Origin of the sequence: Gilvimarinus agarilyticus, from assembly GCF_000832015.1 — a bacterium.
GTDB lineage: Bacteria > Pseudomonadota > Gammaproteobacteria > Pseudomonadales > Cellvibrionaceae > Gilvimarinus > Gilvimarinus agarilyticus.
This window is the reverse complement of sequence record NZ_JXCJ01000001.1, coordinates 2,820,428-2,833,854: the sequence shown is the minus strand read 5'-3', so window position 1 is coordinate 2,833,854 and position 13,427 is coordinate 2,820,428. Positions and strand designations below refer to the sequence as shown.

At 53.4% G+C, this 13,427-nt stretch carries 17 protein-coding genes and 2 tRNA genes; 16 read left to right on the top strand and 3 right to left on the bottom strand.

Features of this window, described 5'->3' with window-relative positions:
* The first annotated feature begins 4 nt into the window (after nt 1–4).
* From lpxK to SD69_RS12170, 10 genes are all read left to right on the top strand, one after another.
* Complete coding sequence (gene lpxK / locus SD69_RS12215; protein WP_041523443.1) at nt 5–1,024, top strand: tetraacyldisaccharide 4'-kinase; 1,020 nt, start codon at nt 5–7, stop codon at nt 1,022–1,024.
* A 76-nt stretch (nt 1,025–1,100) separates the two neighbouring features.
* Nucleotides 1,101–1,871, top strand: coding sequence for a 3-deoxy-manno-octulosonate cytidylyltransferase (gene kdsB / locus SD69_RS12210; RefSeq protein ID WP_041523442.1), 771 nt, complete (start codon nt 1,101–1,103; stop codon nt 1,869–1,871).
* Nucleotides 1,868–2,353, top strand: a complete 486-nt coding sequence (locus tag SD69_RS12205) for a low molecular weight protein-tyrosine-phosphatase (RefSeq protein ID WP_041523441.1) — start codon at nt 1,868–1,870, stop codon at nt 2,351–2,353. Before kdsB ends, SD69_RS12205 begins: the two co-directional genes overlap by 4 nt.
* A 1-nt stretch (nt 2,354) precedes the next feature.
* Nucleotides 2,355–3,398, top strand: a complete 1,044-nt coding sequence (gene murB, locus SD69_RS12200; RefSeq protein ID WP_041523440.1) for a UDP-N-acetylmuramate dehydrogenase — start codon at nt 2,355–2,357, stop codon at nt 3,396–3,398.
* 21 nt (nt 3,399–3,419) lie between these two features.
* Complete coding sequence (locus SD69_RS12195; RefSeq protein WP_041523439.1) at nt 3,420–4,034, top strand: alpha-ketoglutarate-dependent dioxygenase AlkB family protein; 615 nt, start codon at nt 3,420–3,422, stop codon at nt 4,032–4,034.
* Nucleotides 4,035–4,189: 155 nt separating this feature from the next.
* The gene (locus SD69_RS12190; protein ID WP_041523438.1) at nt 4,190–4,840 is read left to right on the top strand and encodes a response regulator; all 651 of its coding nucleotides are present in this window, start codon (nt 4,190–4,192) and stop codon (nt 4,838–4,840) included.
* A 51-nt stretch (nt 4,841–4,891) separates the two neighbouring features.
* Nucleotides 4,892–6,736, top strand: coding sequence for an excinuclease ABC subunit UvrC (uvrC, locus tag SD69_RS12185; protein WP_041523437.1), 1,845 nt, complete (start codon nt 4,892–4,894; stop codon nt 6,734–6,736).
* Nucleotides 6,737–6,882: 146 nt separating this feature from the next.
* A complete protein-coding gene (gene pgsA / locus SD69_RS12180) occupies nt 6,883–7,440 on the top strand; it encodes a CDP-diacylglycerol--glycerol-3-phosphate 3-phosphatidyltransferase (RefSeq protein ID WP_041523436.1) in 558 nt (185 codons plus the stop codon).
* 112 nt (nt 7,441–7,552) lie between these two features.
* Nucleotides 7,553–7,626, top strand: a tRNA-Cys gene (locus tag SD69_RS12175).
* A gap of 91 nt (nt 7,627–7,717) precedes the next feature.
* Nucleotides 7,718–7,806: transfer RNA gene (locus tag SD69_RS12170), tRNA-Leu, on the top strand.
* Nucleotides 7,807–8,009: 203 nt separating this feature from the next.
* Here the strand turns inward: SD69_RS12170 and SD69_RS12165 are convergent.
* Nucleotides 8,010–8,375, bottom strand: coding sequence for a SirB2 family protein (locus SD69_RS12165; RefSeq protein WP_041523435.1), 366 nt, complete (start codon nt 8,373–8,375; stop codon nt 8,010–8,012).
* Nucleotides 8,376–8,657: 282 nt separating this feature from the next.
* Here SD69_RS12165 and SD69_RS12160 point away from each other — a divergent pair, with 282 nt between their 5' ends.
* The 3 genes from SD69_RS12160 (at nt 8,658) to SD69_RS12150 (ending at nt 10,457) form a co-directional block, all read left to right on the top strand.
* Complete coding sequence (locus tag SD69_RS12160; protein ID WP_041523434.1) at nt 8,658–8,861, top strand: hypothetical protein; 204 nt, start codon at nt 8,658–8,660, stop codon at nt 8,859–8,861.
* A gap of 5 nt (nt 8,862–8,866) precedes the next feature.
* Nucleotides 8,867–9,190, top strand: coding sequence for a TfoX/Sxy family protein (locus SD69_RS12155; RefSeq protein ID WP_041523433.1), 324 nt, complete (start codon nt 8,867–8,869; stop codon nt 9,188–9,190).
* 319 nt (nt 9,191–9,509) lie between these two features.
* Nucleotides 9,510–10,457, top strand: coding sequence for an acetyl-CoA carboxylase carboxyltransferase subunit alpha (locus SD69_RS12150; RefSeq protein ID WP_041524760.1), 948 nt, complete (start codon nt 9,510–9,512; stop codon nt 10,455–10,457).
* Nucleotides 10,458–10,527: 70 nt separating this feature from the next.
* Here SD69_RS12150 and SD69_RS12145 read toward each other — a convergent pair whose 3' ends face one another.
* Together SD69_RS12145 and yciH are read right to left on the bottom strand one after the other, a co-directional pair.
* Nucleotides 10,528–11,064 carry a hypothetical protein gene (locus tag SD69_RS12145; protein ID WP_041523432.1) on the bottom strand — a complete coding sequence of 179 codons (537 nt, stop codon included), beginning with the start codon at nt 11,062–11,064 and terminating at the stop codon, nt 10,528–10,530.
* 86 nt (nt 11,065–11,150) lie between these two features.
* Entirely contained in the window at nt 11,151–11,474 is a 324-nt protein-coding gene (gene yciH / locus SD69_RS12140) for a stress response translation initiation inhibitor YciH (protein WP_041523431.1), read from the bottom strand.
* 109 nt (nt 11,475–11,583) lie between these two features.
* Between yciH and SD69_RS12135 the strand changes: the two genes are divergently transcribed.
* Genes SD69_RS12135 through SD69_RS12125 form a run of 3 tightly spaced genes read left to right on the top strand, consistent with a single transcriptional unit; the run spans nt 11,584 to nt 13,410 of the window.
* Nucleotides 11,584–11,928 (top strand): c-type cytochrome, encoded by a 345-nt coding sequence (locus SD69_RS12135; RefSeq protein WP_052481119.1) that lies wholly within the window; start codon nt 11,584–11,586, stop codon nt 11,926–11,928.
* Nucleotides 11,929–11,961: 33 nt separating this feature from the next.
* Entirely contained in the window at nt 11,962–13,137 is a 1,176-nt protein-coding gene (locus SD69_RS12130) for a serine hydrolase domain-containing protein (RefSeq protein WP_041523430.1), read from the top strand.
* A gap of 33 nt (nt 13,138–13,170) precedes the next feature.
* Nucleotides 13,171–13,410 (top strand): SlyX family protein, encoded by a 240-nt coding sequence (locus SD69_RS12125; RefSeq protein ID WP_052481118.1) that lies wholly within the window; start codon nt 13,171–13,173, stop codon nt 13,408–13,410.
* The last annotated feature ends 17 nt before the right edge of the window (nt 13,411–13,427 follow it).

Genomic DNA, 13,427 nt, shown 5'->3' with positions numbered 1-13,427 from the left:
AACCATGGGGCAAAGCGCTGATCGCGATGCTAAATGGACCTCGGCCTGGTATGGCAACAAACGCTGGGTATATGCTTTATTGCCGCTTGAAGGTTTATTTCGCGTAGTGGCTTACCTGCGTCGCGCCTTTATTGTGCTTTGGCGTCAGGTAAATGTAGGCGTGCCTGTTATAGTGGTGGGTAACATCAGTGTCGGCGGTACGGGTAAAACGCCGTTGATCATTGCGCTGGTAAATCGCTTACAGGCACGGGGTTTAAAAGTCGGGGTGATTAGTCGTGGTTATGGTTCTGCCGCGCCTCAGTATCCCTATGTCGTCTCTGAGTCATCCAGCGCTCGCGAAGCGGGGGATGAACCACTCAGCATCTGGCGAGCTACCGGCTGTGCCGTCTGTATCGATGCCGACCGCGTTGCTGCCGCACGTATCTTAAAAAGTGCTGGATGCGATGTATTGTTAAGCGATGATGGGCTGCAGCACTATCGTTTAGGGCGCACGTTAGAAATCGCGGTAATCGATGCGGAACGTGGCTTTGGCAACGGTCATTGCCTGCCGGTAGGGCCGTTGCGCGAGCCTCGGGCACGCTTGCTCAGTGTTGATTTTGTGGTGGTCAATCAAACCTCGCTAGAGGGCGACACCACCTTTCCGCGCCACTACTATAATATGCGCCTAGAACCCAAGCATTGGTTTCGGGTAAAAGATTTAAGCCGGTTGCCCCTGGAGCACCTATCGCAAGGGAGTCACGTTCACGCCGTGGCCGGCATAGGTAATCCCGATCGTTTTTTTGCTACATTGAGCAAGCTAGGCTTAGTGTCTGAATGTCATATTTATCGCGATCATCATACGTTTACGCGCGATAACTTTCAGTTTCGTCAGAGCTTACCCGTGGTCATGACCAGTAAAGATGCGGTTAAATGTCAGAGCTTTGCCGAGCCCGAGTGGCTTGCGCTGGAGGTTGATGCGGTATTGGAAAAGCGTTTTTGGCCTAAGTTTGAGCACGAGTTGGATACGCTGTTTCCCTACGAATAACCCGCACAGGCTTTTACGTTGGCGGTCGTGTTTTAGGCGTGTAAGTTAAACATTAAAATTCTTTGCGAGTAAGTTCATGAGCTTCACGGTAGTTATTCCCGCCCGCTACGCATCGACCCGCTTGCCGGGTAAACCCTTAGCCGATATCAATGGTCGGCCGATGATCGAGCACGTTTATCGCCGCGCCTGTGAGAGTGACGCCAGCCGGGTGATCGTGGCTACTGATGACCCGCGTATCCTGGATCTGGTGCATGGCTTTAACGGTGAGGCCTGCTTAACCCGTACGGATCACGTCTCGGGTACAGATCGGCTGCAAGAAGTCGCGTTGCTCGAGCAAATGAAGGGCGACGATATTATCGTCAATGTGCAAGGCGACGAGCCGCTGATTCCACCGCAGGTGATTAACCAGGTCGCTGCTAACTTAGCGCAAAACCGCGCGGCCAGTGTGGCTACTTTGTGCGAGCCGCTAAGCAGCTATCGCGAGTTTCGCGACCCCAATGCGGTGAAGGTGGTGTACGATCAAAACAATCTCGCTTTGTACTTCTCGCGCGCGCCCATTCCGTGGCCGCGAGACAACACCGAAGTGTTGTCCGAGCAGCCGGTGCCAGAAGGTTTTCCTGCCCGGCGTCATATTGGTATTTACGCCTATCGGGTGTCTTTGCTGGAACGGTTTGTAACCTGGCCCCCCGCGCAACTTGAGCAAACCGAGTCTCTCGAGCAGTTGCGCGTTATGGCCTACGGCGAACAAATTCACGTCGACGAAGCCTGCTGTCAGGTGCCCGGCGGTGTCGATACCGAGGCAGATCTCGCCAGAGTGCGACAGCTTTTACTGGAGCAAAACCAATGACGGTAAAGGTGCTGTTCGTCTGTTTGGGCAATATTTGCCGCTCCCCGACCGCCGAGGGTTTATTTAAAGCGCATTTAAAAAATGCTGGGCTTGAGGGCCGCGTGCAAACAGATTCGGCCGGTACCGCCGGGTGGCACGTGGGTAAAGCGCCCGATGCCCGCGCCATAGCGGCGGCCGCCGAACGCGGTATCGATATTAATGCTTTGCGGGCACGCCAGGTGACGAAAAAAGATTTTTTTGAGTTTGATTACGTGCTGGCGATGGACAGCGCTAATCTCAATGACTTGCTGAGCCTTTGCCCTAAAGATTACCCGGGCCGTTGCTGCCTATACTTGGACTTTGCTGAGGGTGCACCGGAAAGCGAAGTGCCTGATCCCTATTATGGCGGAGCGGAAGGGTTTGCCTACGTACTGGATCTGGTAGAGCAAGCCGCTACGGGTTTGCTCGCCGACATTAATCAGCGCCACTTGGCTCGAGGGTAACGTGGCGTTATTTTTACCTGAATTTGATTTGCAGCGATTTAATACGTTGGCCATCGCTGCACGGGCGCAGTTTTATGTGGCCGTTACTACCCACGATGAGGTTCTTGAGGCGCTGGCCTTTGCCCGCGAGCGTCAATTGCCGGTATTACCGCTGGGCGGTGGCAGCAATATTGTCTTGGCCGATAATTACCCTGGATTGGTTATGCATATTAAGTTGCGGGGTATTGAGCCCGTCGCTGAAGATGCGCAATCGGTGTGGGTGCGCGCCGCCGCCGGAGAAAACTGGCACGAGTTTGTACAGCACTGTTTAATGATTGGTTGCTATGGGTTAGAGAATTTATCGTTAATTCCCGGCTCGGTGGGTGCCGCACCGATACAAAATATTGGTGCCTATGGCGTGGAGTTGCAGCAGCGTTTAAGCGAGCTGAGCGCCGTGGATATTCGCTCGGGTTTACCCGTCACCTTTACTGCCGAGAGCTGTAACTTTGCTTACCGCGACAGCGTGTTCAAGCACAGCGCGCGCGACCGCTATATTATTACCTCGGTCACGTTTAAGCTCGATCGCGCGGTGCGCCCTGTGCTGGATTACCCCAGTTTACGCCAGCAGTTGCAACTAGAACCCGATGGTGGCGCACCGGCCGAGGCTCACTTTAGCGCGCAACAAATAGCCGACGCCGTAATTGCGGTGCGACAAGAAAAACTGCCAGACCCGGCCACTACGCCCAATGCGGGCAGTTTTTTTAAAAACCCTTTGGTCGATGCCGCGACCTTTGCCGCGCTGCAGCAGCGCTACCCCGATATAGTCAGCTACCCGCAAGCAGATGGGCGGGTTAAGCTGGCGGCAGGGTGGCTGATTGATCGCGCCGGCTGGCGTGGTTATCGCGCCGGGGATGTGGCGGTCCACTCAGAGCAAGCGCTGGTTATTACCAATCCGGGGCGGGGTAGTGGTGCCAGTGTGCTAGCGCTGGCGGATGAGATTACCCGGTCAGTTTTTAGTCAATATGGCGTCACACTTGAGTTAGAGCCTCGGGTGTACCCAGCGTAAATCAATCTATGGCCGCTTCTTATGTCGCAGCAACCGGATTTATTTGCCAGTAAAGAGCCGCAAACTCTCATCGACGAAGACGGCACTGCCGTTTTATACCCGCAGTGGCTGTCAGTTGCTCGTCGAGCCAGTCTTTTCGCGGACTTACAATCCTCGCTAAAATGGGAACAAACCCACCTGCAAATGTACGGTAAGCGTGTGCCCATCCCCAGGCTTAATGCCTGGTATGGCGACCCCAGTAGCCGTTACAGTTACTCTGGCGCCTATTTCACTCCGCGGCCCTGGACGCCGGCCCTGCAAGGCTTACGCGATGATTTATCGACGGTGGTTGGCACTGCATTTAACAGTGTGCTGGCCAATTTGTACCGCACCGGCCGCGACAGCGTCGCGTGGCACAGTGATAACGAACCAGAGCTGGGGCCTGAGCCTACGATTGCCTCCCTTAGCTTGGGCGCCGATCGGGTATTTGTTTTTCGTCATATAAAAAGCCGACGACAAGTACGTATGACGTTACAAGATGGGGACCTACTGGTGATGGCAGGGCAGCTTCAGCGCTACTGGCAGCACCAGCTACCCAAGGTGGCTGGGCTTGGCGAGGCACGTATCAATCTGACCTACCGTCGGGTTTTGGCCTAAGCCACAAGTGTTGCTATCGCAAATAAGAATAATTCTGCTACTATGGCGATAAGCCGAAAGATTCTTTATACGGATAGAAAAGATCATTTCGCCCGACATTAAAACAAAAAAACGGCCTTGTGGCTGGAACTTGATGACACATCAAGGGGGGTAAAGTGACCAGTATTTTAGTGGTAGACGACCACGACCTAGTACGCATGGGTATCGTCCGCATGTTGGATGATGTGCCAGGCTATAAAGTGGTGGGCGACGCTAAAAGTGGTGAAGAAGCCATCAGTATGGCGCGCAAATTCAAGCCTGACGTTGTCCTGATGGATGTAAAAATGCCTGGTATGGGCGGGCTAGAAGCAACACGTAAAATGCTCGCGGCCAATCCCTTAGTTAAAATTATTGCGGTCACCGCCTGTGACGACACGCTCTATCCAGCGCGACTGCTACAGGCCGGCGCGGTGGGCTACGTAACCAAGGGTGCAGGCTTTACCGACATTACCACCGCCGTGGATACCGTTGTGCGCGGTAGGCAGTATATGAGTAGCGGTATTGCCCAGCAGTTGGCGCTGCGCAACGCTACTGGCGACCAGGACGGCTCACCGTTTGAGCGGCTGAGCCAGCGCGAGCTGGAAACGGCCATGATGATTGCCGGTGGCCAGCGAGCACAAGATATTGCCACGACTTTCTCGGTTAGCCCTAAAACGGTGAATACTTACCGCTATCGCATTTTTGATAAGCTGTGTATCCACTCGGATGTCGAACTGGCTTTAATGGCGGTAAAGTACAATTTGTTAGACCCGGAAGCGGTGGTATAGCGTTAGCCAAACCTATTTGCGGCGGGTGCACGCAACGCTATACTAGCGCGCATGGTTGAGACTCCCCAAGAATCCCCCGAATCCTTTGACGCCAAACGTTTTTTGGCGAATCAAACCCGCGCGCCCGGCGTATATCAGATGTTTAACAGCGCCGGCGATATTTTGTACGTTGGCAAAGCTAAAAACCTTAAGGCCAGGCTTTCAAGTTATTTTCGCGCCAGTGGGCTATCGCTCAAAACCGCCGCTTTGGTGTCGCGTATTGCCCGGGTCGAGGTGACGGTGACCGGCAGCGAAACGGAAGCTTTGATTCTTGAGCAAAATCTGATCAAGGCTAATCGCCCTCCCTATAATATTTTGTTGCGTGATGATAAGTCCTACCCCTATGTGTTTATGTCATCGGGTGAACCTTACCCCCGTATAAGCGTACATCGCGGAGCCAAGAAGAAGCGCGGCGACTATTACGGGCCTTACCCCAATGTGGGGGCGGTGAAAGACAGTCTGAGTTTTTTGCAAAAGACTTTTAAAGTACGCCAATGCGAAGACAGTGTCTTTAAAAATCGCTCTCGGCCTTGCCTGCAATATCAAATTGATCGCTGTACCGGCCCCTGTGTCGATTTAATCAGTCCGGAAGACTACGCCCGCGACGTGCACCATACGCGTATGTTTTTGCTCGGTAAAAATGACCAGTTAATGAGCGAGCTGGCCGACGATATGGAGCACGCGGCTCAAGCTCAGGAGTACGAGCGCGCCGCTGAGTTGCGCGATCAGATAAGCGCTTTGCGTACCGTGCAGTCGCAGCAATCGGTCGAGGAGGGCAGCGCTGACATGGATATCATCGCCGTTGCGCTGCAAAGCGCCACCGCCTGTGTGCATGTGCTGTTTATTCGCCAGGGACGTATTTTAGGAAGCCGTAGTTACTATCCAAAACTCGGTCTCGCTGAAGGCGAAGCGGAGATCCTCAGTGAGTTTTTGCCACAGTTTTACCTTGGCGGGACTCGCGATATCCCGGCGGCCATCGTCACTCAGTGCGAGTTGCCGGACACGGAGTTGCTGATTGATGCTCTGGCCGAATCGCGCGGTGCTCGGGTACAAATTACCCATAAGGTGCGGACTCATCGCGCCCGTTGGGTCGATATGGCTCATCAGGCCGCCGAGCAGAACATTGTCGCCCGTGTCAACTCGCGCAAGTCGGTTACCGACCGTCTGTTGGCGCTACAGGATGTATTGGGATTGGATGAAATGCCCGCGCGAATGGAGTGCTTTGATATTAGTCATTCCAGTGGGGAGCTAACAGTGGCTTCGTGTGTGGTGTTTGATAAAGAGGGCCCCGCTAAATCCGATTACCGCCGCTTTAATATTGATGGCATTACCGGCGGTGATGATTATGCGGCGATGGCACAGGCGCTGACACGGCGCTATACCCGCTTGCAGAAAGGCGAAGGCAAGTTGCCGGATATTTTATTTATCGACGGGGGTAAAGGCCAGTTGGGGATCGCTGAAAAAGTGATGGCCGAGCTGGGTGTCAATAATGTTTTGCTCATTGGTGTGGCCAAAGGCACAACCCGTAAACCCGGCTTTGAAACCTTATACCACAGTGGTACAGGGCAAGAGATTGTGTTGGGCAGCGACTCGCCGGCGCTCCACATCATTCAGCAAATTCGCGATGAGGCGCATCGCTTTGCGATTACCGGCCATAAAAATCGTCGCGATAAAAAGCGCAAAACCTCTACGCTGGAAGACGTGCCAGGCGTTGGCCCTTCGCGCCGTAGAGAGTTACTGCGCCACTTTGGTGGGTTACAGGATATCCAACGGGCCAGTGTCGACGATTTAGCCCGGGTAAATGGCGTCAGCCGCAAGTTGGCTGAAGATATTTACGGATATTTTCACCCTGATTAGACCGTTGTAGCTGATGGCGGGTGCACTCGTTAAAAAGTACGTGAGTCGCTTACAGCGTTGGCGCAGGTAGTGTATTATCATGGCATGACGCGGGGCGCCAGTCGGCCGCTCCATCCCAGATGCCAACGCTGTAAAAGAAGTCGCTTATGACATTAGCCAACCAACTCACGCTTATCCGCATCGGGCTTATCCCCTTATTCGTTTTGGTCTTTTTTCTGCCGTTTCAATGGGCCCACATCTCGGCGGCGATTATCTTTAGTTTGGCGGCCATTACCGATTGGGCCGACGGCTACGTGGCGCGCAAGTACAACCAAAGCACAAAATTGGGCGCCTTTTTAGACCCGGTAGCCGATAAATTAATGGTTGTCATTGCTCTGGTGCTGCTGCTTACTTTACATCCGGTAGCCTGGTTTGCCGTGTGCGCCTGTGTCATTGTAGGGCGTGAGATTGTCATTTCAGCCCTGCGTGAGTGGATGGCCGAGCTGGGGCAGCGTGCCAGCGTCGCCGTGTCTTACATTGGCAAGGTAAAAACCACCCTGCAAATGGTGGCGATCATCGTTTTACTGGCCAATATCCCCCAGTTGTTGTGGGTTGGTTACGTTACTGTAGTGGCGGCAGCGGCGCTAACTTTGTGGTCGATGATTCTGTATCTAAAGGCGGCCTGGCCATTCCTGATGGCTGGTACAAGTACCAACGACGAGTAAAAACCGCGCTAACTGTATAGATATCAAACGTTTACAGAATTAAAACCCGATTAAAAGGGTAAATAGAGGTAGGTTTTTCTGATTTTTTACGCTAGAATGCCGGCCTCAAAACGGCGCGATAGCAAAGCGGTTATGCTCTGGATTGCAAATCCAGCTAGCCCGGTTCGACTCCGGGTCGCGCCTCCATTCTCTTTCTGTAGGGAGTGGAGAAGAGAAAGATGCTCAAAGAGCATCGAGTAGGGCGCCAGTCTCTACTATAAAAATTATCTCCCGATATGCCCGGGTGGTGGAATTGGTAGACACAGCAGACTTAAAATCTGCCGATCTTAATTGATCGTGCCGGTTCAATTCCGGCTCCGGGCACCATTTATTCCTTCGATTCGCTATTCCTTTCTCTGCAACTTTAGTCCTTCGTAGATAGGTCAGAATTGAACCGGTTCCCGTTTCAATGGGTTCGCACATTCCCTGTGCTCAGCCCTGCGGGCCAGCAAGTCTGCCAAATGTGCTTTCTGAACACTTGTCAGACCGGTCACCAGCCCTTTTATCGTTTTAATCTCATGCCGGAGCGATTAAAAACTCTTGCTCATCGCCAAATGCAAAATTCCCAAAATCCACACAAAGGCCAACGCACCTGCGGCCCGTCGCTTTGCTTTGCTAAGGGATTTCATGGCAATCACCCCGGTGATGATATAAGCGATGACGAGGAGCAATTTAACGCTGAGCCAGTTGATGGGCCAGAGCGCGTAACCCACGGTAAACATCAGGGTAAAACCACTTAGCAGAAGGCAGGTGTCGATGATGTGGGGAGCAATTTTAAAAAATTTAGCTTGCGCAAAGCGGGCGCCAGCCTCTCGGGCAAAAAAGCGCAGTGAGAATAATCCAATCGAGAGTACGACAAACATTAAGTGGCTGTGCTTGAGGGCCATATAGCTCATAAATTTTGCAACCTGAGTAGTGGAGGGTGATGTTTTTATTGGGTGCCTATACGCTAAAATTAGCGGCCAGTGCTGGCAGAAAACCTATTAAGGCGATATTCAGGAGTAAGATTACAGGGTTCGGTGTTACGGATAAAGCATCTACCGCGATAGAAGGCCAGGCCCCTGGCGTGGCGTACTTAAGCCGTGAAGTAAATTACCGGCTTTGGTGTATAGGGGCTGTTGATCGTTTAAGATTTGTGTACTGTTGGGGTGTTTAATGCCCAAAAAAGGAGCCGTGCCATGAAGGTGTGGATGATAGTAAGTTGCTTATTCGTGTTAAGTGCCTGCGGGCAACAGGATAACCTGAATGCTAAGGGTGAGAAAGGAGCATTTGAAGCCTATACAGATAGCCAGGTGGAGGCGTTACAACGCGCAAAGGGCGTAGAAGATGAGTTGAACAAGGCCGATGAGGCACGCCGTAAGCAACTAGAGCAAGTGCAATAATTAAAATGAGCGAATTTGTAGAGTTTTTGCACGAGGTGTTTGCCCCTTTTGGGGTGATTACCACTCAACGAATGTTCGGCGGCTTTGGCGTTTATCACGAGGGGTTAATGTTTGCGCTGGTGGCGGACGATACGCTTTATTTAAAGGCGGATGAGCAAACGGCGCGCTGGTTTGATGAGCTGGACTGTGAGCCCTTTATCTATCAAAAGGGGCGTCGCGCAGTTCGTTTGTCTTATCGACGGGCGCCTGAGGCGATATTTGATGACCCGGAAGAGGCCGTGCAATGGGCACGCTGGGCGTATTCGGCGGCCTTGCGTGCCAAGTATTGATGCAAGCGCCTTCGTTCAGCCTGTAGCAAAGAGGGAGCGGTGGCTTACGGGCCTTAGCGCGGGTAAAGCAGGGTAAAGGTCGACGAGCGGGGCAGTTTCGCGTATCTTATGCAGCACCTAGCAGGGTGTTAAAACGACTTGTGCGGCGAATTAAGCGCTACAATAAATAATAGTCGGGCGTTTAGCTGTATTGGCGCCACTAATATTGACTTGTAGCTTGATGCGTCTGGCTTAAGGCGTTTTTGACAGTCTGGTAACCCCAATTAATTTCGCGGGTGCTCGGGTTCGGCCGGGGCCTCGCTCTATGTTTACAGTGATTATGAACCTGAACTATTTGGATTTTGAGCAGCCTATTGCCGTCCTCGAAGGAAAGATCGAGGAGCTGCAGCTCGTCGGCAATGACAACGACCTCAACATCAACGAAGAGATCAGTAAGCTCAAAGAGAAGAGCACCAAGCTGACCGAGAGCATTTACTCCAACTTGTCCTCCTGGCAGGTGGTGCAGGTCGCGCGCCACCCTCAGCGCCCCTATACCTCAGATTATATCAAGCGTATTTTTACCGATTGGGATGAGTTGCACGGTGACCGTCACTTTGGTGACGACGGCGCCATTATTGGTGGTGTTGCCCGCTTAAACGGCCAGCCGGTAATGGTGATCGGTGAAGAAAAAGGCCGCGGTGTTAGCGAGAAAGTGCAGCGTAACTTTGGTATGCCTAAGCCTGAGGGTTATCGCAAAGCGCTGCGCTTAATGGAAATGGCCGAGCGCTTCAAATTGCCTATTTTAACCCTTATTGACACTCCCGGGGCCTACCCGGGCATCGACTCAGAAGAGCGGGGCATTAGTGAAGCTATTGCGCAAAATCTGGCGGTGATGTCGCGTTTAAAAACCCCCATTATCTGTACCGTTATCGGTGAAGGGTCGTCCGGTGGTGCATTGGCTATCGGCGTGGGCGATCACCTGAATATGCTGCAATACGCGACCTATTTTGTGATTTCGCCCGAAGGCTGTGCCAATATTATCTGGAAAACCGTCGATAAAGCCCCGTTAGCGGCCGAAGCGATGGGTGTTACCTCATCGGTATTGGAAGAGCTGGGTATCGTCGATGAAACCATCCCGGAGCCGCTGGGTGGTGCGCACCGCAATATCGATGCAATGGCCGATACTCTGCGTCAGCGTTTAAGCGAGCAGCTGGATCAACTTAACGCGATCCCAACCGAAGAGTTGTTAGAAAAGCGTTACGAGCGATTAATGAGTTACGGCAACTAAACGGCTCGCCTCTCGCCTTAAGACATAAAAAAACCGCCTTTCGGCGGTTTTTTTATGTCTGCTTGCAGCGTTAATTACCCGCTAACGTTTGGTCGTATTTGCGGCTCAACATATCGTAAAAGCTCTCGCGCGCCTGCAGCACCCCTTGTTTTAGCGCATTGATTTGGTCAGTGGTGATGTCTTTACGCCCGCCGTATACCTGACGCCGAAACGCGACGATTTGCCCCGCGTAAATTTTAAGGCTGCGTTCCAGGTTTTTTTCGCCCAAAATCAGCAGTTTGGCCTCGGCGGCCGACATCTTACTGAACGATTCTACTAACTCTTCGGTGATGCGGGTGAGCTCTTGCTTGCGTTCAGCGGGCCAACGCTCGCCAAACTCGACTGATTCGGCCGCCAGTGAGGCGTACTTGCTGAACATGTGAGTCACCTCGCCCACAAAGGCCGAGATATCCTCAAATACGTCAAGTCGCTTTTGCTCACGCAGGCTACGCGGGCCAATAACGGTTTGTCGTCGCCCCCACCACCAGGCGCTGGCCAGAGCGATAACGCCTCCTATGGCCACTTTGAAGGAGGTGTCGATAATTTGGTATGTGATGGTACTGTCCACGGGTTTGCCTCACCGTCAGGAAATTGTCAGCTGATAAGCGTTAACAGGCCTGAAGCAATAACTACGCCAGCGGTGACGGCTATACCTCAGCCGCCGGATAGTTTTACCGAGTAGCCGAGCTTCTCGAGGCTTGCCTTGAGAAGCTCGCGGTGATCACCCTGAATTTCAATGTTGCCGTCCTTTATGGCGCCGCCGGTACCGCACACTTGCTTTAGCTTTTTCGCCAGAGCTTTTAACTCGGCACCGACCAGTGGGACGCCTGTGATGACGCTGACGGTTTTACCTCCTCGGCCTTTACTCGAGCGCTGGATGCGGACAATGCCGTCACCGCTAGGTGCTTCCGGGGCTTTGGGTTCATCGCGTACCCGGCCGCCATCGGTTGAGTAGACGAGTCGACTGTTTTTACTCACAGGAGTCTCCTTTGTAGCAGGTTGATCGGCGGCTCAGTATAACCGACGTGCGCTAGCTGGGCACAGACGCTAGAATGCGCCTCTGTGTTAGCCAACCAATGAGTGGTTTATGTCAAAACCGATTATCCATGCCTTATTAGTTGTGGCCTTTAGCCTGATGTTAACCGCTTGTGGTAAGCCGCCTGAAGAGGCGCACGAGGAGCAAGCTGGGGACCCGGTGGCACTGGGTGAACGCAAGGCGCGTGTCTGTATGAGTTGTCATGGGCCGGGTGGCGTGTCCCGTGTGGCCAGTTACCCATCACTGGCGGGGTTGCAATACGATTATATAGTGACGCAGCTGCGGGCGTTCAAGTCCGGCAGTCGGGAAAACCCTATGATGAATGCCATGGTGGCGAGTTTGTCTGATACCGATATGCAGCACCTGGCGGCCTATTTTGCCGCGCAGGGCCAGTAGCGTTTAAGCATCCAGGGCTAAAAGGTAGAGCTTATGAGTCAAGTGCAGGGCGAGTGGGTACCCGAAGCGGAGCCATTAATTGCCACGTTTGCCGATAACTTTTCACGTTTTGCCGAGGAGGGGGCCGCACTGGCAGTGGTGCGCGGTGATCAAGTGTTGGTCAGTGCCTGGGCCGGTACCCGCGATAAAGCGCGTAAAAAAGCCTGGTGTGAAGACACCCGGGTGAATATTTTCTCGGCCGGTAAACCACTTGCCGCCGCGGTTATTATGAGTTTGGTCGAGCGCGACATTATTGACCTCGATCGGCCGGTCAGTGCCTATTGGCCTGAGTTCAGCGGTAAAGGTAAAGAGTGGGTAACTGTACGTCAGGTGTTGGCCCACCGCAGTGGCATGAGCGCGTTTCATCCCAAATTAAAAGACCCGGTTATTTTTGACTCTGCCTCGGTAAAGTCATTGCTTGAGTACGACGAGCCCTGGTGGACACCCGATAGTGCCCAAGGCTACTCGCCATTTTTGTACGGCTGGATTTTAGCCGAGTTGGCCCGGCAGGCGACCGGCAGCGCCTTCAGTGATTTGTTTGATCGCTACTGGGCGCAGCCGCTCTCATTAAACGCTTGCTTTGGGGTACCTGAACCGCAGCAGGAAGAGCTTGCCGATGTGGGCCCTCTTAAAAAGCCTTTGGGCGATGCGGGAAGTGCGAGCCCCGGTGCTAACAGTGCCGCGTTGGGGCAGTTGATGAAGGCCGACCCACGCGGGGTGGTTAATCGGGCTTTTACCAACCCCATGACATTAATGAGCTCGACCAATACCCCCGAGTGGCGCAGTGCCTGTATACCTGCTGCTAATTGCCATGCCAGCGCGCTTGATTTGGCGCGGTTTTACGGTGCACTGGCAGCCGGGGGCAAAAGCGCTGCTATAAGCCCCGAAACCCTGGCAGCCTTTACCGGTGCGCGCCAGGCCGAGCCCGATAAAGTCCTGGGTGTGCCGCTGCGCTTTGGCTTGGGATTTATGGGCTCGCAGCCGGTTGATGATTGCCTGTTTGGTAGCCTTGAAGGGTACGGGCATCCCGGCGCCGGTGGCAGTGTTGGCTTTGCCGACCCGAAGTCGGGTTTGGGCTTTGCCTATGTTACGGCGCGTTTGGGGCAGAGTTTATTAATTGATGCTCGCGCGCAACGTTTAATTGCCGAGTTGGCAGCGCTGGCGCCTTAGTGGCTGCTGGTTTTACCGGAATAGAGGTTATCGATGTCCCACAGTAATGTTGCAAGTGGTGGTGTGTCTCAGGATGAGCTAATCGAGCTGCAAAGCCGCATAAGCTTTCAGGAAGATACGATCAATGAGTTAAACCTTATCGTCGCGCGGCAAGACCGTCAGTTGCAGGCACTGGCCGCACAGCTGGCTGCCGTGGTCAAAAAGTTTGATGACAGCATGTATGCCCGCGAGCAGGGCGGGGGAGCGGCGGACGAGCGCCCGCCGCATTACTAGTTTTTGTCCAGGTCGGC